This window comes from Micromonospora sp. NPDC047793, assembly GCF_040642635.1.
Lineage (GTDB): Bacteria > Actinomycetota > Actinomycetes > Mycobacteriales > Micromonosporaceae > Micromonospora.
Genome location: NZ_JBEYSG010000003.1, coordinates 84,111 through 105,312, shown reverse-complemented (window position 1 = coordinate 105,312; position 21,202 = coordinate 84,111). Strand labels below are relative to the sequence as shown.

Sequence of the window (21,202 nt, the reverse complement as noted above, 5' to 3'; positions counted from 1 at the left end):
TCGTACCGTCAGGAATGCGATTCGCGGATACGGTGGTCCCCGCCGAGTGGGCGGCAGAACCGCTGCGCTACGCCGAGTTCTCCGGCGGTGGTGCCGGGACGGCGCCACCGACCTGGGCTCAGCAGGTCCTCCTGCGCTCGATCGCCCGGTTCGGCTCCAACCACCGGTTCCTCAACCTGCGGCGGGCCGTGCCGGTCTCCCCCCGCGCCGGGGTGACCGTGACGACCGCGACCCGGGCGGTGGGTGCGCTGGTCAGCCGGCACTCCGCGCTGCGCACCCGGCTCCCGGTCGTCGACGGCGAGCCCCGGCAGGAGGTCGCCCCCGCCGGGCTGTTCCCGCTGCTGCTCCATCCCGGCACCGGTGACGGTGCGCAGGCCGCACGGCAGGCCGCCGAACGGCTCGGCGACGTCGCGTTCGACCATTCGGCCGAGTGGCCGCTGCGGGTCGCACTGGTTACTGTGGACGATCGGGTACGCCAGATCGTGCTGGTGTTCAGTCACACCACAGTGGACGCCCACGCGGTCGAGATCGTGCTGCGTGACCTGCGGTTGCTTCTGCTGCGCGGCGGCCTGCACACTCCGGCCGGTCCGCAGTCGGCGGAGGTGGCCCGGCTCCAGCAGGGACCCGACCGGGGGCGCTCACAGCGGGCGGTGGCGTACTGGCAGCGGGAGTTCGACCGGCTCCCCCGGCAGCCGCTGGTCCCGGCCGGGCCGGGGCTGACGCCGCACCTGCGTCGGGGCGTCCTGGTCTCCTCCGCGATGGACAGGGCGGCCCGGCTGGTCGCCGCCCGACATCGGGTCAGCGTCTCCGCCGCACTGCTCGCCGGCTACCAGGCGATGGCCGTACGCACCTCCGGGCACGAACTGTCCGGCCTCTTCCCGATGTCGCACAACCGGTTCCGCACCGAGTACGCGCAGGCGGTGGCGAACCTCGGTCAGATCGGATTCTGCGTGGTGGACCTGGCCGGGTGCACCGACTTCGCCGAGCTGCTGCGCCGGGTCTGGGCGGCGTCGCTGAACGGCCTGCGGCACGCGTACTACCAGCCGTCCGCGCTGCGGCACGCCTTCGAGGAGCAGGGCGTCGACTACGAGACGGCGTTCCACCCGCACCACTACTTCAACGACGTCCGGCTGCCACTCGGCGGCCTCGACCAGCCGCCCGAGGTGACCCGGGACGAGTTGCGGGCGGCCACCGCCCAGAGTGACTTCTCCTGGACCGCCGGGCTGAACGCGGCCTCCTGGCACCTGCTGGCCCACGTCGTGGACGAGCCGGACGCGGTGGGCGTCACGCTCACCGTCGACACCCGGCACCTCGCGATGGACTCCGTCGAGCCGTTCCTGCGGGGCATGGAGGAGTTGCTGGTCGAGGCGGCCTTCGACGACGTGCGATGGCCCTGGTCACCGACGTCCACCGGCACCGCCGGGCCGGTCCCGCGCCGCGCCGGGCACGCCGAGGAGACGGCGTACGCGGACTTCGCGGGCGGGCGGGCCGCCAGCGCGCCGCTGACCTGGGGACAACGCGCCATGTGGCGGACCGTGGAGGAGTTCGAGTCCCCCGCCGCGTACCGGGTGCTGAGTCTCCCCCGCACGCTCGCCGTGTCGGCGCGGACCGAGGTGACCGTCCCCGAGGCGGTGCGGGCCCTCGGCGCACTGGTCGCCCGGCACGGATCGCTGCGCACCCGGTTCTGCCGCCGGGACGACGAGGTGCACCAGGAGATGGCGGCGACCGGGCGGCTGCCCGTCGGCGTGCACGCCGTACCCCGGCCGGTGGACGACCCCGACGGCCGCGCGCTCGCGGCGGAGCTGACCGCCCGGCTGCGCGCGTCGCGCTTCGACCACGTCGCCGAGTGGCCGCTGCGGGCCGCCCTGGTCACCGTCGACGACCGGGTACGCCAGATCGTGCTGGTGTTCAGCCACGCCACCGTCGACTTCCACGCCACCGACGTCGTGCTGCGTGACCTGCGCAGGCTCCTGCGGCACGGCACCCTGGACACGCCGGTCGGCCTCCAGTCGGTCGACCTCGCCGGGCGGGAGCGCGACGCCGGACGACGACGGTCGGAGCGGGCGGTGGCGTACTGGGTGCGGCAGCTGCCCGGCCTGGCGGCGAACCTCTCCGACCCGGTCGGCGCCGCGCCGGCACCCCGTTACCGGCGTGGGTCGCTGGTCTCCCGCGCCGTCCACCACGCGGCCGGCCTGATCGCGACCCGCAACGCCGTCAGCACCTCCAACGTCGTGCTGGCGGCGACCGCCGCCGGGCTGACCGGCGACGGCGGGCAGGAGTCCTGCGGCATCGTGGTGATGGCCAGCAACCGCTTCCAGCCGGGGCATCAGGACGCGGTCGGCACCCTCAACCAGATCGGGCTCTGTCGGCTCGACCTGGCCGACCGGCCCGGCTTCGCCGACCTGCTGTCCCGGGCCCGGCGGGGAGCGCTGGACGCCTACCGGCACGCCTACTACGACCCGGCCGTGTGGGAGCGCACCTTCACCGACCTCGGCCACGACCACCGGACCTTCCTGTCCGCGTACTGCTACCTCAACGACGCCCGGCTGGCCCGCGACGTCGACCCGACGACGGCGGGCCCGGACGAGACCGCTCTGCGGGCGATGGTCGGCGACAGCGCGTTCCGCTGGCTGCCGGAGTTGGAGCGGTTCCCGTGGCGCTGCCGGGTCCAGGTGCTCGACGCGCCCGGTGCGGTCGAGTTGGTCGTCACCGCCGACACCCGCTACTTCCCCGCCGAACGGATCGCGCCGTTCCTGCGCGGCGTCGAGGCGCTGCTCGTCGAGGCGGCCTTCCGCGACGTGCCCTGGCCCTGGTCCCCGACTGCGGCCGGCCCGGGATAACCGTTCGACCGGGCCGCCACCGGGTGTGAGGATCGCCGGATGCCGTCTTCCCGTCGTGACCTGCTGCGCTGGCAGTTCGACCTGACCTGGTCGCTGTTCGAATACCACCTGGACCGGCTGGAGCCGGCGCACTTCCGCTGTGAAGTCGCCGCGCTCTCCTGGACGGTCCGCCCGGACGACGCCGGCCGGTGGGTGCCGGACTGGGCCGACACCGAGCCGGACCCGGTGCCGGTCCCCACCATCGCCTGGCTGACCTGGCACGTGGGCTGGTGGTGGAGCGTGGCCATCGACCATCTCCAGGGCCGGTCACCCCGGGAGCGCACCGACGTCCACTGGCCGGGCGACGGCGAGCCCACCGTCACCTGGCTGCGCGAACTGCGGGCGGAGTGGTCGACCGTGTTGGACCGGCTCACCGACACCGACCTCGACGAGGTTGCTCCGTTTCCCTGGCCGCGCGATCCGGAACACACCGTCGCGCACCTGCTCGCCTGGGTCAACGCCGAGCTGATGAAGAACGTCGCCGAGATCGGCCAACTCCGACTGGTGCAGGACGCCTCGTCCTGACCGGTGCCCGGACCGTCCGAGCCGTGGCCGAGGCTGAGGGCAGGCGACCTACAGCGGGGGCCCTGTCGAGCTGAACCGTCTGTGCTATCAGCTCGACAGCGGCCGGGTACCCCCTTGCTCTGTCGCAGCGGACCGCCCACCGGACCGACCGCGAAGCACTCCGACACGGTCCCGCAGACGCCTCCGCGATGGCCGACCCCTCGACCTCCGGTTCCGGCGCCACGACAGGGCCGGTCAGTCGTGTTCGGGGCTACCGGTCACGCGGTGGGAGGCGGCGTGCAGCGTCTCCGCGACCAGTCGGCGTACGTGGCCGTCGCGGGCGCGGTAGAGGGCGCGGCGACCGTCCCGGCGTACGCTGACCAGCCCGGCGAGGCGGAGTTTGCCGAGATGCTGGGAGACCGCCGGGCGGGCCGCACCGACGGCCGTGACCAGGGAACCGACGTCGTGTTCGCCCGTGCTGAGCAGCCACATCAGGCGGAGCCGGGTGCCGTCGGCCAGCATCCGCAGCATCTGCACGGCCGCCTCGACCTCACCGTCGCCAGGGGTGGGTTGTTGCCGCTCACTGGCTCCTGCAACGTTGTCGCGTGCGTACATGGGCACATATTATCGCCGGGACCACAGGCCCCGCTCTCCTCGGGGGGACACGTGACCCAGGGCCGGCACGACCATCACCACCACCACGACGACCACGACCGCCGCGACGACCACCGTCACCACGGCAGGCCCGGCCGGTGGCACCGGCTGCGGCACGCGGCCGTACCGCACTCGCACGACTCGCGTACCCGGGTGGACCCGGCGCTGGAGACCTCCCGCGAGGGGCTGCGGGCACTGTGGATCTCGCTGGTCGGGCTCGGTGTCACCGCCGCCGCCCAGGCGGTCATCGTGGTGTACTCCGGCTCGGTGGCGCTGCTCGGCGACACCCTGCACAACGTCACCGACGCGCTGACCGCCGTCCCGCTCGCCATCGCCTTCCTGCTCGGACGGAGGGCGGCCACCCGCAGCTACACGTACGGGTACGGGCGGGCCGAGGACATCGCCGGCATCATCATCGTGGCGGCCATCGCCGCGTCGGCTGTCGCCGCCGCGTGGACCGCGATCGGCCGGCTGCTGCACCCCACCGACATGAGTCATGTTCCCTGGGTAGCCGGTGCCGGTGTCGTCGGGTTCGTCGGCAACGAACTGGTCGCCCGCTACCGCATCCGGGTCGGACGGCGGATCGGATCGGCCGCCCTGGTCGCCGACGGCCTGCACGCCCGCACCGACGGCTACACCTCGCTGGCCGTGGTCGCGGCGGCGGGCGGCGCCGCACTCGGCTGGCGCTGGGCCGACCCCGTGGTCGGTCTCGCGATCGCCGTCGCCATCACCGTCGTGCTCGCCGACGCCGGACGGCAGATCTACCGCCGGCTGATGGACGCGGTCGACCCGACGCTGGTGGACCGGGCCGAACGTACGCTGCGCGACGTGGACGGCGTCCGGGACGTGACCGGGGTACGCCTGCGGTGGATCGGCCACCGCCTGCACGCCGAGGCGGACCTGGTCGTCGACGCCGGTCTCAGCCTCGTCGCCGCGCACGAGATCGCCGCCGACGCGGAGCACCGGCTCACCCACGCGGTGCCCCGGTTGACCAGCGCGACCGTGCACACCGACCCGGACAGCCACCCGGGCGGGCACCACCATGCCGACCTCTCCCACCGGCGACGGCAACCGGCTGGCTGATCCGCGCCGGCCCGACGCCGTGAGAGGCTTACCCGGCCCAGGATCCGCCGCACCACCACGCTCCGGCTCCGCGCCCGGCACGGCCCACCCGGCCCGCCGTCCGCCGGGTAGCCCCGCTCCACCTCGCCGTTCGTACCCTGAGGAATCCGCCATGTCATCTTCCGCTCTCCGGCGTCGGCTCGCCGGTGTGGCCGTCGTCGGCGTACTCGTCGCCACTGCCGTCGGCGGCGCGCCCGCCGCGGCCGAACCGACCTCCGCGCCGACCACCTCGGCTCCGACCACGACGCCTCCGGCCGCCGCCGACCGGACGGCCGCGCCGCGAAGCGACATTCGCCTGCGGAGCGTCACCGTCGCTCCCGGCGTCGGAGGCAAGTGGATGTCGGTCGAGCAGCGCGGCGGCAACTACGACACCACCTACCGGATGCGGGTGGACCGCAGTGACGTGATGGCGTTCGCCGACGTCCGACACGCGGGCGGTCCTCCGCTCTGCACGACGGCGGGACCCGTGCTGGACTGCGCTCTGACGACCGACACCGACTGGGGTACGGAGCTGTTCAGCCTGCGCGTGACGGCGGCGGCGGACGCGAAGCCGGGCCAACGCGGTGAGGTGGTCGTCACCGTCACGGAGCCTCGCTTCGCGGCCGGGACCTACCGGGCCACCGTCACCGTCGGCGAGGGCGTCGATCTCGTCAGCGCGAACGGCCGCGACCTCCGCCTCGACAGCAGTCTCGGTGCCCGCGTCGACGTCCCGTTGGCGGTGTCGAACCGTGGCACGACGACCGCCCACGGACTGCGGTTGTACGTGTCCGGCTCGCTCGGATTCACGCCGTCGAAGCGGTACCGGAACTGCGAGTACGGCGACCCTGCACGGGACGACAGCGTCTTCGTCTGCACGTTCGACGACTCGCTGGAGCCCGGGGAGACGGTGCGGGTGGACTCCACCTTCGGCGGGACCGTCCCGACCGACAGTTGGGCACCGAACCGGCACCACAGCCACTACACCTGGTTCACCCCGGCCGACTGGGAGGAGTACCAGGACCTGATCCGCAAGCCCGGACCGCTCGGCCCCCGGGGGACCGACGAGGAACTGACGCTGGCGGCGGTGGACGAGATGCGGGCCCGCTCGCACCCCCAGACCGACGTCGACGGATTCAGCAACGAGATCTCGGTACGGCTGGACGTCGCCGGTGACCTGCGGGGCGACGTCGCCGCCGAGGGCGCGACCGTCCGAGGCGCGGTCGGCGCCACCGTCCCGATGCGGGTCGGCTACCTCAACAACGGGCCGGCGCGCGCCGGGGCCGACGGCCAAAGCGGTCTGCAGGTCCCGACGCACGTGACCCTGCCGGACGGCGTCACCGCCGTCACCGTTCCGACGTCCTGCAGCGACCTGGACTCCGAGGAGTACGCGCCCGGCAAGCCCGGCGGACGGCGCTACGTGTGCCAGGCCGGCGGCACGATCAGCACGGGTGAGCGGGTGGCGTTCGAGTTCGGTCTCCGGGTCGACCGGGCCGGCGGTCAGACCGGCACGGTCACGCTCAAGACCAGGTCGGGTGAGGGCGCGATGGCGGATCTGGACCCCGGCAACGACACCGCCGCGATCCGGGTGAACCCGACCGGCGGCGGAGCAGGCGGTGAGTTGCCGATCACCGGCGCCTCCACCGGCCTGCTCGCCGGGGCGGGTCTCCTGCTGGTCGTCGCCGGTGCGGGCGGCTTCCTGCTGGCGCGTCGGCGGCGGACCCGCTTCGTCGCCTGATCCGACAGGCGTGGTGGGCACCGGGTCGGGGAGGTATCTCCGAGCCGGTGCCGCGTCCGGTCCGTGATCGACGACGGAAATATCACAACGCTGTGTGATTGCACGGAGACTCTGGGCAAGGTATCCGTCAGGCGACGTGGTGCGGTGGGGGCCCACCCACGTCGCTCCGGGGGCCGCCGACGGGCGGGCGCCACCCCCCGCCGACGGAGGAGGATCTGCCGTGCCCGCGACCAGAGCGGCGAACGTCGTACCCACCGCACGCTGCCGGGACCATGTGGCGTCCCGCCCCACCTGGCGGTGCCGAGCCTGCGGGACCGACTGGCCGTGCGGGCGGGCGAAGCGGGACCTCCTCGCCGAGTACGGCACCCGCCGCACCGATCTGCTGGTCTATCTGGCGATCCTCTGGGAGGAGGCGCTCCGGCAGCTCACCGAGCGGCACCCGGGGACCGGCCCGGCGGAACTGCATGAGCGGTTCGTCGGCTGGCTGCCACCCCGAACACCCTCCCGCTGACCACCCCGCCGTCCGACCTGGACGAATCATGCGCCGACATAACTGGCAGGAGTCTTGACAGTTACCTGTCACATCGACAGACTTGATCGTGAGAGCGCTCTCTTGGTCGAACTCCCGGTGATGCCCCCGCGTCGCCCCACCCCCGTAGGAGGAGTCCCATGCCACGAGCGCCACGCGCCCTGCGCGCGGCCCTGGCGGCCGTCCTGGTCGCCGGTCTCGCCCCACTCGCCGCTCCGCCGGCCGTGCTCGCCGCCGACACCGCCGGTACCCCCACCGCCGACACCTCGGTCACCGGCCTCGCGCCGGAGATGGTCCGCGCGATGCGCCGCGACCTCGGGCTGACCGACGCGCAGGTGCTGACCCGGCTCCGCGTCGAGGCCGGTGCCGCCACCGTCGAGCGACGCCTACGGGCCCGACTCGGTACGGCCTTCGCCGGTGCCTGGATCCCGGCCGGCGGAACGAGGCTGACCGTGGCGGTCACCGACCCGTCGCTGGCCGCCGCCGTCCGCGCCGAAGGTGCCGAGGTGACCACCGCCGCCCGCAGCGAATCCACCCTGGACGGCATCAAGCGGACGCTCGACCGACACGCCGGCAAGGCGCCACCGGACGCCGTCCACGGCTGGGCGGTCGACGTGACGACCAACCGGATCGTGGTGACCGCCGGCCGGGGTGCCACCGCCGAGGCCGCCGCCTTCGTCAAGGCCAGCGGCGTCGACGCGGCCCTGGTCCGGATCGTCGAGTCCGCCGAAGCGCCCCGGATCAACTACGACATCCGGGGTGGGGACCAGTACGTCATCAACGGCAACACGCTCTGCTCGGTCGGCTTCGCGGTGCAGGGCGGCTTCGTCACCGCCGGCCACTGCGGCCGGGTCGGCAGCCCGACGCTCGGCTACAACAACGTCTCGCAGGGCACCTTCGCCGGCTCGACGTTCCCCGGCCGCGACTACGGTTGGGTGCGGACCAACAGCAACTGGACCCCGCAACCGTGGGTGAACAACTACTCCGGCGGCAACGTGTCGGTGGCCGGCTCCCAGGACGCCGCGATCGGCAGCTCGGTCTGCCGGTCCGGTCGCACCACCGGCTGGCGGTGCGGCACGCTGCTGGGTCGCAACCAGACGGTCAACTACTCGCAGGGTGCCGTGCACGGCCTGACCCGCACCAACGCCTGCGCCCAGGGCGGCGACTCGGGTGGCGCCTGGCTCAGCGGCAACCAGGCGCAGGGCGTCACCTCCGGCGGCTGGGGCGACTGCTCCACCGGCGGAGAGACCTGGTTCCAGCCGGTCAACGAGATCCTCGGCGCGTACGGGCTCACGCTGGTCACCAGCGGCGGTGGCAGCGGGAACCGGCTGATCAGCAACTGGAACAACAAGTGCATCGACGTGCCGAGTTCGAACTTCTCCGACGGCGTACCGCTGCAGACCTGGAACTGCAACGGCACGGCGGCGCAGTCGTGGAGCTTCGTCAACGGCACGTTGCGTACCCAGAACAACATGTGCATGGACGTGGCCTGGGGTTCCCGGGACAACGGCGCGGCGATCCAGATCGCTACCTGTAGCGGCAACGCGGCCCAGCAGTTCGTCCTCTCCGCCGCGGGTGACCTGGTCAACCCGCAGGCGAACAAGTGCGTCGACATCAGTGGATGGGTCAACGCCGACGGTGCCCGCCTCGCCATCTGGGAGTGCCTCGGCGGCGCGAACCAGAAGTGGCGGCGCGGCTGACACCCGACCCCCGGATGTAAGGAAGGGTCCCCTGCTATCGCCTGGTGTATAGCAGGGGACCCTTCCTTGCACTCACGACGACGGCGCGGCGCCGTTGTCGTTGAAGCGGAAGCTGTCGAACGGCGCGGCGTCACCCAGCTCCTCCATGATCAGGCCGTTGTTCCGCGTGTTCCGCAGGTACGCCGAGTTGTTGCTGATCAGGTAGGTCTCCGCGTTCTCCGGGTTCGGCGCGATGGTGAAGAGCTGCCGCTGCTCGCTCTCCTGGCACTCCGCGCCCTGCACCACCAGCGGCTGCGAGTTGCCCGGGTTCTGCACCTGCCAGCAGACCGGCTCGCCGGTGCCGGGGCCACCGCCGGCACCCCGGTACGACTTGATCAGGAAGGTCTGCCCCTCGACCGGGGTCGCCACGAACAATTGCCGGCCCTCGTCGCCGTCGACCTCGGCCAGCCGCTCGTCGGTCAACGACAGCCCCGACTCGACCGCGTCGACCCGGGTGATCGTGACCTGGCGGTCGCCGGACAGCACCGGCGGATTGGCGCTGGTCGGCGACGGCGACGCCTCCGTCGGGGTGGGCGCGGCGGAGGTCGCGCTGGCGGCCGGCGTGCCCGTGGCCTCGGGGGTGGCGGCGGCATCCGGGGTGGCGTCACCGCACGCCCCCGTCGAGACGACCAACGCCACCACGCCCGCACCGGCAAGCCACCTACGCATCGACATCATCCACTCCTCCTCGGCGGCGGGGATTCCCGGTCGGGAGACCGGCGCACCATCCTCGCCACGGTCGCTGAAGATCGACGTACCCCGGGTGCCGGCGCGATATGCGAGGACGCGGCAACGGGGTGGTTTTCCGACAAAGGTCGTAGGTCGAATGCCGTCCTGCGCCAGATGGCACCACTCTCCCGTTCCCGCAGGCTTCTCTCAGGCACCGGGTGACGCCGCACGGACCCCTCCGGACACCCGATCGGCCTGGAAGGCAGCCCGACATGTCTCGCCACGATCCCGCCCGGTCCCGGGCGTTCCGCCTGCGTCGACTCGGCGCGGCCCTGGTCGCGGCGGTCGCCGTCGCCACCGCCGCCGGGTGCGGCGCCGCACCGACCGTCCTGTCCGTTCCCACGCCACCCGCTCCGGGCGTACCGGCCGACCCGGCCGCGCTGAACGCCGCCGACCTCGACGCCTGGCTCGACGGCCTGTTGCCCGCCGCGCTCCAGCGGACCGGCATCCCGGGTGCCACCGTCGCGGTCGTCCGCGGCGGCGAGATCCTGACCGCCCGTAGCTACGGCCACGCGGACACCGGCTCCGGCTCCGGCTCCGGCTCCGGCCAGGCCGTACCGGTCGACCCGGACCGGCACCTGTTCCGGGTCGGCTCGGTGTCGAAGCTGGTCACCGCCGTCGCGGTCCTCCAGCTCGTGCAGAGCGGCGACCTGGACCTCGACGCCGACGTCGACGAGTACCTGGACTTCACCGTGCCCCGCCGCTACGACGAGCCGGTCACCCTGCGGCACCTGTTGACCCACACCGCCGGATTCGAGGAGCGGGTCGCCGGCCTGATCGGCCTCGACGGTGGCAGCCCCGACCTGCGCAAGGCCCTGGCCACCGACCCGCCGGAGCAGATCTACCGGCCGGGCACCGTGCCCGCGTACTCCAACTACGGCAACGCGTTGGCCGGATACATCGTCGAGCACATCAGCGGGACGCGGTTCGAGGAGTACGTCGACCGCAACGTCCTGGCCCGGGCCGGGATGGCGTCGTCGACGTTCGCGCAGCCGCTGCCCCCGGCTCTGGCCGACCGGATGGCGAAGGGGTACGACGCCGCCGGCGTCGCCGGCCCGTTCGAGATCGTCGGCACTCCCCCGGCGGGCGCGTTGAGCGCACCCGCCACCGACATGGCCCGCTTCATGCTGGCGTTGACCGGCGAGACGGTCGGCGAGGGGCCGCTGCTCGACGCGCCCACCCGCGAGCTGATGCAGCGTCCCGGGCTCGACGCCACCTCGCTCGGCACCCTCGCGGACGGCCCCCGGATGACGCTCGGGCTCTTCGACGAGAGCCGCAACGGCCGACACATCCTCGGCCACGGCGGCGACACCATGTACTTCCACTCGCACCTGCAGATCTATCCCCAGGAACGGGCCGGCATCTTCCTCTCGCTCAACGGCGGTGGCCGGGGCCAGTTGGACAGCCACGAGTTGCGCCAGGCGGTGGTCAACGGCTTCGCCGACCGCTACTTCCCGGCCATGTCGGAGCGACCGGCGGGCGTCGACACGGAGACCAGCGCCGCACACGCCGCCGCCGCAGTCGGCACGTACACCGACTCACGCGGGATCCACAGCAACTTCCTGACCCTGATCGGTCTGGTCGGCCGGACCACGGTCAGCGTCGCCGACGACAACCGACTGCTGTTCGAGCCGGGCCCGCTGTCGGCCACCCCTGCCCTGTACGAGGAGGTGACCCCCTGGGTCTGGCGTGAGGTGGGCGGGCATCGCTTGCTGGCGATGCGGGTCACCGACGACCGGGTGACGGCGATCAGCTACGACTCCGCGTTCACCCTGCTGCCGGTCGAGCCGGCACGGGCCACGGCGGTGGTCGTACCGGTGCTCGGCGTCTCCGTCCTGGTGCTGGCGCTGACGGTGCTCTCCTGGCCGTTCGGCGCCCTCGTCCGACGGGTCCTCGGTCGGGCGCGTCGTGACCGGGCCGGACGCACCGCGCGGGTGCTCAGCCGCGTCGCGGTCGCCGGTGCGCTGCTCGCGCTGACCAGCTGGGCGGTGAGCGTCGTGGCCGTCATGGGGTTGCAGGACGTCTCCGCCACCTCGCTGCGCACCGTGCAGGCGCTCCAGTTGATCGGCCTGCTCGGGGTGCTGCCCGCCACGGTGCGGCTGGTCGACGACGTACGCCGTCGCGTCGGCTGGCACCGGATCACCGCCAGCGCCCTGATCCTGCTGGCCCTGGCCGGTACGGGCTGGTTCGCCGTCGAGTTCATGCTGCTCGCGCCTAGCATCTCCTTCTGACACGTCGATCCGGGACGGACCGGAGCAAGGATGTCCACCGCATGAGCACCCACCCTGATCCGCAGATCGAGGCGACGCCCCGGTCGCCCCGGCTGACCAGGCGGCTCGACGAGCAGCTCACCCGACTCGGCGTGACCGGCCGCTTCGCCCGGGACGGCCTGCTCGCGGCGGCGGTCACCGTGCTCACCCTGCTGCTGCTGGCGCTGCTGCTCTGGATCGTCGCACCGGCGGAGGGGCTCTCCGTCGACCCGGAGCGGGCCTGGCCGGTGCTCGGGCTCTGCGGCGTGCAGACGATGCTGCTCTGCCTGCGCCGGGTGCGTCCACGGCTCTGTCTCGCCCTGGTCGTCGCCCTGCAACTGGCGATCGTCGGGCTGTCCCTGCCGGAGATGTCGATCCGGGGCATCGCACCGTTCGTCGCCGCGTACACCGTCGGCACGCTGCGGCCGGTCCGGACGGCGCTGCTGATCGCGGGGGCCGCCACGCTGGTGGAGACGGCGGGGGCGGTGGTCACCACCGCCGTCCTCGCCGTCCCCGACGTCCTGCTCGCCGTGCTCGGCAGCTTCACCGCCAGTGCCCTGACCTACCTCGGCGCGGCCTTCGTCGGCGGTTACGTCGCCACCTACCGGCGCTACGTCGAGCTGGTCAAGGTACGCGCCGACGAGGCGGTCCGGGCACAGCGGGCAGGCGTGCAGGCGGCGATCGGCGCGGAGCGGTCCCGGATGGCGCGGGAGCTGCACGACGTGGCCGCCCACCACCTCTCCGGCATGGTGGTGCAGGCGGCGGCGGTGGAGCGGCTGATCGACCGCGATCCGGCGGCGGCCCGTGCCGGGGTGGCCTGGATCCGCGCCCAGGGCAAGCAGACCCTGGACAACCTGCGACTGGTGGTGGGGGTGCTGCGCGGACGGACCGGGGCGGACGCGGGCGACGGCACGGTCCCGGTGCCCGGCCTGGCCGTCCTCGACGACCTCGTCCGCACCGCCGGTGACCTCGGCGGCCCGGTCGGGTTCGTCCGGGAGGGGCAGCCGCGCGAGGTGCCGCCGATCGCCGACGTGGCGCTCTACCGGGTGGCGCAGGAGTCGCTCTCCAACGCCCGCCAGCACGCCCCCGGCGCCCCGGTCCGGGTGGCCCTGCGCTACCTGGACCGCCGGGTGACACTCGAGGTACGCAACGATCCGCCACCTCGACGGCCCGAGCCGGCCGCCCGCACCACCGGCGGCGTGGGCCTGGTGGGCATGCGGGAACGCGCCCAGCTCATCGGTGCCGAGTTCACCGCCGGGCCGACCGCCGACGGCGGCTGGTCGGTCACCGTGAGCCTGCCGACCGCATCGGAGGCCGCGCGCGCCGCGACGGCGACCGCGAAGGGGGACCCGACGTGATCAGGGTGATGCTCGTGGACGACCAGGCGGTGGTGCGGATGGGATTCCGGGTGATCCTGGAGCAGGCCGGGGACATCGAGGTGGTGGCCGAGGCGTCGAACGGCGACGCGGCGGTCGACCTGGCCCGCCGGCACCGGCCGGACGTCATCTGCATGGACGTCCGGATGCCCGGCGGCGACGGGCTCACCGCCACCCGCCGGATCGTCGCGGAGGCCACCGAGACGCCGCCCGCCGTGCTCGTGGTGACCACGTTCGACCTCGACGAGTACGTCTTCGGCGCGCTGGAGTCCGGTGCCAGCGGGTTCATCCTCAAGGACTGCGAACCCGACGAGCTGATCGAGGCGGTACGCCGCCTGGCCGGCGGGTACGGCCTCGTCGACCAGGCGGTCACCCGCCGGGTGATCAGCGAGTTCGCCCGCCGCACCGCCGCACCGCGCACCGACGCGGTGGCGGCGCACCAGCTCACCGCACGGGAGGCCGAGATCGTCGGGCTGCTCGCCCAGGGTCTGTCGAACGTGGAGATCGCCGCCGAGCTGTTCATCGAGACCAGCACCGTCAAGTCGCACCTCGGCCGGGCGATGGCCAAGATCGGCGTACGGGACCGGTTGCAGACGGTGGTCTGGGCGTACCAGAACGGTGTCGTGCCGCGCTGACCCACCCGCCGTCAGCGTCGACGGTCAGCTGACGAAGTCGCTGACGGCCTGCCCCAACTGGGTCAGTCCCGGTTGCTCGACGGGCAGGTGTCCGGCCCGCTCCAGCAGCACGAGCCGCTTGTCGGCGGCGATGCGGTCGAAGAAGGCACGGCTGAGCGCGACCGGCGTCCAGCGGTCGTCCGCCGGGTGCGTCATCAGCACCGGGCAGGCGGTGAACGCCTCCGGCTCCACCGGCGGGGCGGAGGTGAGGAAGGTCCGCAGGAAGCGGAGTGCGACCCGGTTGCCGCCGCCGGAGGGATCGGTGGCGACCAGCGCGGTGAGGGCCGGGTCGTTGCTCATCGCGCCCATGTTCGCGATCCAGCGCATCGGCACCCGCCAGGCGTCGAGCGGCCGGGCCGGGCCGAGCAGGGACGGCGTGACGCGGCCCATGGCCGGCAGACGGGTCATCCGCATCCGCGCGGTGACGTCACGCGGGTCCAGCAGGCAGGTGACGACCAGGCCGGCGACGTCGACGGTGGCGGCGACCGAGTACGCCAGCATGCCGCCCATGCTGGCACCGAGGAGGAAGACGGGACGGCCGTCGCGGGCCTGTTCCGCCGCCACGAGGTCGGCGACGCAGTCGATCCACTCCGGGTACGCCACCGGTCGGTCACCGCGGGTCAGTCCGTAACCGGGCAGGTCCGGGGCGAGCACCTCCACCGGGGCGAGATGGGCCAGCATCCGCGCGTACGGGGCGAGCATCCGCCCGTACCCACCGGCACCGTGCAGCAGGAGGAGCTTCACCGGGGCGTCCGGTGCGGCGAGCCGGTCCAGGTGCACGTCCAGCCCCCGCCAGCGCCACCACTCCTCGGCCGGGGCGTCGTCGACGTCGCTGCGCAGCCATGTGGGATAGAAGCGCTGGTAGTCGAGCCACCGGGTGACCTCCTGGTACGTACGCCGACCGGATTCCACACTCCACCTTTCATCGTTTTACCTGCTCATGGCTATGATATGAGGAATACCTCGCTTTGTTTACTCGCGTTTGGAGTCGCCCGGTGCCACCCCGGCCCGCACCGCATCAGCCCAGGAAGACGCCCCGGCAGCAGCGCGCCTGGCAGACCCGTCGGCGCATCCTCGACGCGGCGGCTCGCGTTTTCGCCGAGTACGGCCACGCCGCCGGCACCACCGACCGGATCGCCGCCGAGGCCCGACTCTCGGTGGGTTCGCTGTACCAGTACTTCCCGAACAAGGACTCGATCCTGCTGACCCTGGCGCTGGAACACGTCGACGAGACCGCCCAGGCGGTCCGGGTCAGCCTCGCCGGTCTCCCTGACGGCCCCGTCCCGGTGGACCGGTGGCTCCCGGCGGTGGTCGGCGCCTGCGCCGAGCTGCACACCCGCGACCCGCGCCTGCACCGGGTGCTGTTCGAGGAGTCACCGCGCCCGCCCGACCTGCTGGCCCGCTTCCACGAGGCCGAGCGTGAGGCGGCTGCCGCCGTCGAATCGTTGCTGCGGCGGGATCCCGACCTGACACCGGCCGACCCGGAGCGCAGCGCCCGAGTCGTGGTCGCGGTCGTCGAGTCGCTGGTGCACCGCTTCGTCGCACAGCAGCCGGAACTGACCGGCGAGCCGGAACTGACCGGCGAGATCGTCGCGGTGGTGACCGGCTACCTGGGCCGCGCGACCGTGAGCTGACCCGCCCGACGCGACCGAAGGGGCAACCCTGCCGCGTCGCCGTCGTCAGCCGTCGAGCAGACGCAGCGCGTTGCCGCCGGCGACGAGCCGGGTGGCGGTCTCGTCCAGTCCCGCCAGCGCCAGCGCCGACTCGACCCGCGCGCGGCTGGTGGCACGCGCACCGATCGGCCAGTCCCCACCGACCAGCACGTGGTCGGCACCGAGCAGGTCGGTGGCGAACCTGATCGCGGCCGGCGCGAACCCCATCGTGTCGAGATAGACGTGCGCGCGCTGCGACGCGGGCGCCGCCGATGTCAGGACCTCTCCCCCGTCGGTGGCGGCGGCCAGGGACAGGCCCGCGACCCCGAGCATCGGGAAGACCACGTGCAGCCCCGGCAGGTCGGCCAGCACGCCGTCGACCAGCAGCGACAGCAACGCGGCGGCGTTGATGGTGCCCCGGGCCAGCGAGGTGCCGAACCGGCCGAGACCGGCGAAGGCGGTGGTCATCGCCACCGGGCTGATCGGGTGCGCGAAGACGGGTACGCCGAGTTCCGCCGCGACCACCAGGGTGGGGCGGGCGGCCTTCGCGCCGAGCAGGAGCCCGTCGGTGGCGCAGTCCACGACCAGCCCGGACAACCCGAGGTCCCGTACGGCGCGTACCGCCTCGTCGGCCGCCGGCTCACCGGCGAAGGCGTCGACGGTGGCCAGACCTCGGAGGCGGTCCGGTGCGCTCGCCACCGCCTCGGCGAGGTGGTCGTTGAGCCGCCGCAGGTCGTCCGGGCGGGTGCGTTCGCCGTGCGGGGTCACCAGCGCCGGTGGCGCGCTGAGCACCCGCAGGTCGATGCCGTGCCGGCCGGTGTCGGCCAGCAGCCCCTCCAGGTCGGCGATCCGGCGGGCCAGCCCGCGCCAACGGTCGGCCAACTCCGGCGCGGCGTGCCGGGGCGGCAGCGCCGGATGGGCCGGACAGGCGTAGTGGGTGTGGAAGTCGGCGACGAACAACGGCGGCATCAGACCTCGATGAAGGTGTACGTGAAGCCGCGCTCGGCCCGGTGCACGTACCCGGCGGCGGGGAACGGGAAGTGCGTCGGCACCAGCAGGTCCCCGGAGTCGGCGGCCCGTTCCAGCAGGCGGCGACGCTGGTCGGCGGAGTCCCCCGGCACCACGCAGTACCGGATGCTCCACTCGGGACGCTCCAACTGCACCCCGTGGTGCAGCATGTCCCCGGCGAACAGGGCACGTCGGCCAGCGGACTCGACCACCAGATAGACGTTGCCGGGGGTGTGCCCGAACGCGGGCACGAGGTGGATCTCCGGCGTCAGCACGTGGTCGGCCGGCACCAGGTCGAGCACACCGGCGTCGCGCAGCGGCAGGATGCTGTCCGCGAGGTAGTCGCCGGTGCGCCGCATCGCCGCCGCGCCCTGCGGGCCGGTCCACCAGTCGAACTCCTCCCGGACCACCAGGTAGCGGGCGTTCGGGAAGGTCGGCACCCAGCCGCCGGAGCCGTCGGCGCTGGTGGCGAAGCCGACGTGGTCGACGTGCAGGTGGGTGAAGACCACCGTGTCGACGTCGTCGAGGCTGACCCCGGCGCGGGCGAACTGTTCGAGGAACGGCCGGTCGGCACGGTCGAAGACACCGCCGTTGCGCGGTTTGCCGTTGCCGCCACCGGCGTCGACCAGGATCAGCCGATCCCTGGTCCGGAGCAGGTGGGCCTCCTGGTTGAGCACGATCCGCCCGTCGCGGGTGAAGGGCTCGGCGGTGTAGAAGGCACCGTCGGTCCAGGACTCGGTCTCCAGTTGCGGAAAGAAGTCCGTCGGGAGCGGAAGGTAGTCGACCTCGCGGATCGGGAAGACCTCCACCTCGCCGACGGGGAAGGACCAGAGCGGGCCCTCTCCGCCGCCGGTGTCCTGCCAGCGTGGTGCGGTCTCCGGGGACTGCTCACTCATCGGGTCACCTCTGCTCGCGGGGTTTCGGGTTCGGGTGCGCGGCGGACCCGCGCGTAGACCTGGGCACGCAGTTCGCCGAAGCGGGCCGAGGAGCGGGTGCCGAGCTGGTCGCGGTCCGCCGGCAGGTCGACCGGGAACTCGGCGACGACGCCGGTCGGGGCGGCACCGAGGACGACGACCCGCTGGCCGAGGTACACCGCCTCGTCGATGTCGTGCGTGACGAACAGGACGGTCATCGCGTACCGCCGCCAGAGCGCGGCCAGCAGATCCTCCAGGTCACCGCGGGTCTGGGCGTCGACCGCGGAGAACGGCTCGTCCATCAACAGCAGCCGGGGCCGGTACGCGATCGCGCGGGCGATGGCGACCCGTTGCTGCATGCCGCCGGAGAGCTGCCACGGGTACGCCCGTGCCGTCTGGCCCAGCCCGACCGCGTCGAGCGCCTCGGCGACCGCCTCCCGGCGTGCGGCGCGACCGATGCCCCGGTGCCGCAGCGGCAGCTCGACGTTCTGCTGCACCGTCTTCCAGGCGAACAGGCTGCGGCCGTACTCCTGGAAGACCACGCCCAGGTCGGCCGGCGGCTCGGTCACCCGCTGCCCGGCCAGGTACACCTCGCCGGTCGAGGCGGGCAGCAGCCCGGCGACGATCTTCAGCAGCGTGGTCTTGCCGCAGCCGGACGGCCCGACGACGGTGACGAACTCGCCGTCGCCGACCGTGAGGCTCACCCCGGCCAGGGCGTCCACGGTGCGTTCCCGGGCCCGGTACGACTTGCCCAGCGCGACGATCCGCAGCAGGTCGGGTCCGACTGTCACGATGACTCCTCTCGTCCGGTGGCGCCTCGGTGCCACCGCAGGGCACGCCGCTCGACCAGCTCGAAGACCTTCGCCAGGGCGAAGCCGAGCAGGCCGAGCAGGAGTACGCCGCTCCACATCTGCGGGATGGCGAAGGTGCGCTGGAACCGGATCACGGTGAAACCGAGGCCGTCGGTGCTCATCAGCATCTCGCTGACCACCATGACGATGAGCGAGATGCCCAGCGCCTGGCGGGCACCGGCGAAGACCTGCGGGCTCGCGGCACGCAGGATCAGGCCGTGCCGGGTCCAGCCCGGCAGCCGGTACGCGGCGGCGGTCTCCAGGTGGACCTGGTCCACGGCCCGTACGCCGTCGGCGGTGTTCAGCAGGATCGGCCAGACCGCGCCCAGCACGATGACGATCAGTTTCGTGGCGTCGCCGATGCCGACCGCGACCAGCAGCACCGGGATCATCACCGGTGCCGGGAGCACCCGGAAGTAGGCGAGGATCGGGCCGGTCAGTGCGCGTACCACCGACCAGCGGCCGACCACGTAGCCGACGCCGACGCCGATCACCAGCGCTGCGGCGTAGCCGGTGGTGAGCCGACGCAGGCTCGGCACCACGTCGCGGACGAAGACGTCGGAGAGCCAGACCTGACCGAACGCCTCGACGATGCGGCGCAGCGGCGGCAGGAAGATGGTGGTGCTGTCCGCGCTGAGCACCCACCAGAGGGTGAACAGCAGCACCGGCAGCCCCAGCGCGAATCCGACGGCGGAGGCCCCCCGGGCCAGGCCGGCACGCAGCGGGACGGATCGTGGGCCGGTCATCCGGTCGCCACCTCCCGCCGGGTCGCCACGTGCCAGTGCAGCAGCCGGCGCTCGGCCAGGCGGGCGCCCAGGTCGAGCAGGATCCCCACCCCGCCGGTCAGCAGCACCAGCGCATACATGCCGGTGAACTCGCCGGACTCCTGGCTCCTCCAGATCAGCTCGCCGAGACCGGCGGCGCCCGTCACCAGACCGCCGGTGACGGCCAGCGCGAGCGCCACCGAGACGATCAGCCGCAGCGCGGTGCCGAGGTACGGCAGTACCGTCGGCCAGGTGACGTGCACGACCCGGGCCAGCGTGCCGAGTCGCATGCTGCGGGCGGTGTCCACGGCCACCCGGTCCACGTCGCGCAGCCCGTACAACACCTGGAACAGCACGATCCAGAAGCAGGAGACGGCGACGAGCAGGACGGTGATCTGGGCGACGTCCAGCACCAGGACCAGCACCGGGATCAACACGATCGACGGGACCGGGCGCAGGAAGTCCAGGGTGGACGAGGTGACCCGCAGCAGCCACGGCACCGAGCCGACGGCGAAGCCGACGACGATCCCGGCCACCACGGCGATCACCAGGCCGGACGCGACGGCCAGCAGGGTGCGGCCGGTCGCGGTCCAGAACCGGGCCTCGGTGAGCAGGCGGAACGCCTCCGGGGCGACGGCGGAGAGCGGTGGCACGTGCAGCGGCGAGAAGAACGCGCGGGTCACCGCCTCGTACCCCGCCGCCGCGACCAGCAGCCCGACCACGCCGAGCAGCCGGCGACCGGCGACCGGGCCGCCGGCCGACCCCCGGGTGGGGGCCGGCACGCGGCTGCTCGTGGTCACGGCAGGATCAGCTCGTCGAGGTTCGGCGCGGTGCTGATCAGGCCGTCGCGTTGGGCGTACCCGGCCAGCTTCTCGGCGGCCTGCCGGCTCACCTCGTCCCGCCAACCGGTGATGGTGATGCTGTTCGCCACCTCGGGGGTGATCTGGGTGAAGGTGGGGATCTTTGCGCGCACCTCGTCCTCGTGCTCGCGGGCGTACGCGTACGCCTCCCGGATCGCGTCGCGGAAGGCCGAGACGACCTCCGGGCGCTGCCCGATGTAGGTGCCCGAGGTGTACCAGGCGGAGACGGTCAGGTCCTCGGCCAGGTCGGTGAAACCCCAGCCGACCGGCACCGCACCCTGCGCCTTGGCCGCCGACAGGAACGGCTCGACCACCCAGGCGCCGTCCACCCTTCCCTCGCTGATCGCGGCCGGGACCTGCGGGAACGGGATCTCGACGAGCTTCACCGAGTCGGAGTCGCCACCGGCGGTGCGGACCGCCTCGCGGGCGGCAGCCGCCGCGATGTTGGTCAGGATGTTCACCGCCACCGTCTTGCCTTCGAGCTGCTTGGGGCTGGTGATGCCGGAGTCGCCGGCCACCACGAGCGCGCCGTAGTCCGCACCGGCCTTGCCGGTCGACGCGGACGCGGGCACCACCGCCTTGACGTCCAGCCCCTGGGTGCGCGCCACGATCAGCGTGGTGAGGTCACCGGTGGCGAAGTCCACCTTGCCGGCCAGCACCGAGGGCACCGAGGTCAGGTCGGAGGTCTGGGTGTCCACCTCGACCCTTAGGCCGTGCCTGGCGAATATCCCGTTGTCCTGGGCGAGGTAGATCGGGGCGAGGTGTCCGAGCGGCGCGGAGGCCAGCCGGACCGTGGTCAGGCCGTCCGCGCCGTCGGCCGCGTCGGCGGAGTCGTCGGCGGCGGAGCAGGCCGCGAGGGAACTGGTCAGCAGCGTGACGGCGAGGACACCGGCCAGGCCGCGACGAAGGGCGGGTGTGGCGGGTACGTGCCGGAGGGTCCGGGTGGTACGGAACATGCTCTGTCTCGATTCTCAGGGGGTGAAC

Annotated in this window: 19 protein-coding genes; 10 read left to right on the top strand and 9 right to left on the bottom strand. The window is 72.9% G+C overall.

Annotated features, from left to right (window positions below; genetic code table 11):
* Positions 1–14 precede the first annotated feature (14 nt).
* Together ABZ738_RS08185 and ABZ738_RS08180 are read left to right on the top strand one after the other, a co-directional pair.
* Positions 15–2,840: a condensation domain-containing protein gene (locus ABZ738_RS08185; RefSeq protein WP_357211889.1), complete on the top strand. Its 2,826-nt coding sequence runs from the start codon at positions 15–17 to the stop codon at positions 2,838–2,840.
* Positions 2,841–2,879: 39 nt separating this feature from the next.
* Complete coding sequence (locus ABZ738_RS08180; RefSeq protein WP_131054591.1) at positions 2,880–3,404, top strand: DinB family protein; 525 nt, start codon at positions 2,880–2,882, stop codon at positions 3,402–3,404.
* A 234-nt stretch (positions 3,405–3,638) separates the two neighbouring features.
* Here the strand turns inward: ABZ738_RS08180 and ABZ738_RS08175 are convergent, their stop codons facing one another.
* Complete coding sequence (locus ABZ738_RS08175; RefSeq protein WP_131054590.1) at positions 3,639–3,998, bottom strand: metalloregulator ArsR/SmtB family transcription factor; 360 nt, start codon at positions 3,996–3,998, stop codon at positions 3,639–3,641.
* Between the two features lie 51 nt (positions 3,999–4,049).
* On the opposite strand from ABZ738_RS08175, the gene ABZ738_RS08170 reads away from it, so the two are divergent.
* From ABZ738_RS08170 to ABZ738_RS08155, 4 genes are all read left to right on the top strand, one after another.
* Entirely contained in the window at positions 4,050–5,120 is a 1,071-nt protein-coding gene (locus ABZ738_RS08170) for a cation diffusion facilitator family transporter (protein WP_131054589.1), read from the top strand.
* A gap of 151 nt (positions 5,121–5,271) precedes the next feature.
* On the top strand, positions 5,272–6,873 hold the full coding sequence (locus ABZ738_RS08165; protein ID WP_357211886.1) for an LPXTG cell wall anchor domain-containing protein: 1,602 nt from the start codon (positions 5,272–5,274) through the stop codon (positions 6,871–6,873).
* A 220-nt stretch (positions 6,874–7,093) separates the two neighbouring features.
* A complete protein-coding gene (locus tag ABZ738_RS08160; RefSeq protein ID WP_131054587.1) occupies positions 7,094–7,384 on the top strand; it encodes a flavin reductase in 291 nt (96 codons plus the stop codon).
* A gap of 158 nt (positions 7,385–7,542) precedes the next feature.
* Complete coding sequence (locus ABZ738_RS08155; RefSeq protein WP_162854376.1) at positions 7,543–9,102, top strand: ricin-type beta-trefoil lectin domain protein; 1,560 nt, start codon at positions 7,543–7,545, stop codon at positions 9,100–9,102.
* Positions 9,103–9,174: 72 nt separating this feature from the next.
* Here ABZ738_RS08155 and ABZ738_RS08150 read toward each other — a convergent pair whose 3' ends face one another.
* Positions 9,175–9,816, bottom strand: coding sequence for a hypothetical protein (locus ABZ738_RS08150; protein ID WP_131054586.1), 642 nt, complete (start codon positions 9,814–9,816; stop codon positions 9,175–9,177).
* A 266-nt stretch (positions 9,817–10,082) separates the two neighbouring features.
* On the opposite strand from ABZ738_RS08150, the gene ABZ738_RS08145 reads away from it, so the two are divergent.
* From ABZ738_RS08145 to ABZ738_RS08135, 3 genes are read left to right on the top strand one after another with little or no spacing between them, the layout of a single operon-like run.
* Positions 10,083–12,101: a serine hydrolase domain-containing protein gene (locus ABZ738_RS08145; protein WP_357211883.1), complete on the top strand. Its 2,019-nt coding sequence runs from the start codon at positions 10,083–10,085 to the stop codon at positions 12,099–12,101.
* Between the two features lie 41 nt (positions 12,102–12,142).
* Positions 12,143–13,477: a histidine kinase gene (locus ABZ738_RS08140; RefSeq protein ID WP_131052141.1), complete on the top strand. Its 1,335-nt coding sequence runs from the start codon at positions 12,143–12,145 to the stop codon at positions 13,475–13,477.
* Between the two features lie 8 nt (positions 13,478–13,485).
* Positions 13,486–14,130, top strand: coding sequence for a response regulator transcription factor (locus ABZ738_RS08135; RefSeq protein WP_201272317.1), 645 nt, complete (start codon positions 13,486–13,488; stop codon positions 14,128–14,130).
* A gap of 24 nt (positions 14,131–14,154) precedes the next feature.
* Here the strand turns inward: ABZ738_RS08135 and ABZ738_RS08130 are convergent, their stop codons facing one another.
* On the bottom strand, positions 14,155–15,081 hold the full coding sequence (locus tag ABZ738_RS08130) for an alpha/beta hydrolase (RefSeq protein ID WP_131052139.1): 927 nt from the start codon (positions 15,079–15,081) through the stop codon (positions 14,155–14,157).
* An 83-nt stretch (positions 15,082–15,164) separates the two neighbouring features.
* Here ABZ738_RS08130 and ABZ738_RS08125 point away from each other — a divergent pair, with 83 nt between their 5' ends.
* Complete coding sequence (locus ABZ738_RS08125; RefSeq protein ID WP_357211881.1) at positions 15,165–15,803, top strand: TetR/AcrR family transcriptional regulator; 639 nt, start codon at positions 15,165–15,167, stop codon at positions 15,801–15,803.
* A 45-nt stretch (positions 15,804–15,848) separates the two neighbouring features.
* Here the strand turns inward: ABZ738_RS08125 and ABZ738_RS08120 are convergent, their stop codons facing one another.
* The 6 genes from ABZ738_RS08120 to ABZ738_RS08095 are packed head-to-tail and all read right to left on the bottom strand — an operon-like array spanning position 15,849 to position 21,174.
* Entirely contained in the window at positions 15,849–16,790 is a 942-nt protein-coding gene (locus ABZ738_RS08120) for an amidohydrolase family protein (RefSeq protein WP_131052137.1), read from the bottom strand.
* Positions 16,790–17,725, bottom strand: a complete 936-nt coding sequence (locus ABZ738_RS08115) for an MBL fold metallo-hydrolase (RefSeq protein WP_131052136.1) — start codon at positions 17,723–17,725, stop codon at positions 16,790–16,792. The genes ABZ738_RS08120 and ABZ738_RS08115 overlap by 1 nt, the downstream gene beginning before the upstream one ends.
* Entirely contained in the window at positions 17,722–18,534 is an 813-nt protein-coding gene (locus ABZ738_RS08110; protein ID WP_357211878.1) for an ABC transporter ATP-binding protein, read from the bottom strand. Before ABZ738_RS08110 ends, ABZ738_RS08115 begins: the two co-directional genes overlap by 4 nt.
* Positions 18,531–19,340 (bottom strand): ABC transporter permease subunit, encoded by an 810-nt coding sequence (locus ABZ738_RS08105; RefSeq protein ID WP_357211876.1) that lies wholly within the window; start codon positions 19,338–19,340, stop codon positions 18,531–18,533. The genes ABZ738_RS08110 and ABZ738_RS08105 overlap by 4 nt, the downstream gene beginning before the upstream one ends.
* Positions 19,337–20,158, bottom strand: coding sequence for an ABC transporter permease subunit (locus ABZ738_RS08100; protein WP_357211874.1), 822 nt, complete (start codon positions 20,156–20,158; stop codon positions 19,337–19,339). Before ABZ738_RS08100 ends, ABZ738_RS08105 begins: the two co-directional genes overlap by 4 nt.
* A complete protein-coding gene (locus ABZ738_RS08095; protein WP_131052134.1) occupies positions 20,155–21,174 on the bottom strand; it encodes an ABC transporter substrate-binding protein in 1,020 nt (339 codons plus the stop codon). The genes ABZ738_RS08100 and ABZ738_RS08095 overlap by 4 nt, the downstream gene beginning before the upstream one ends.
* Positions 21,175–21,202: the final 28 nt, after the last annotated feature.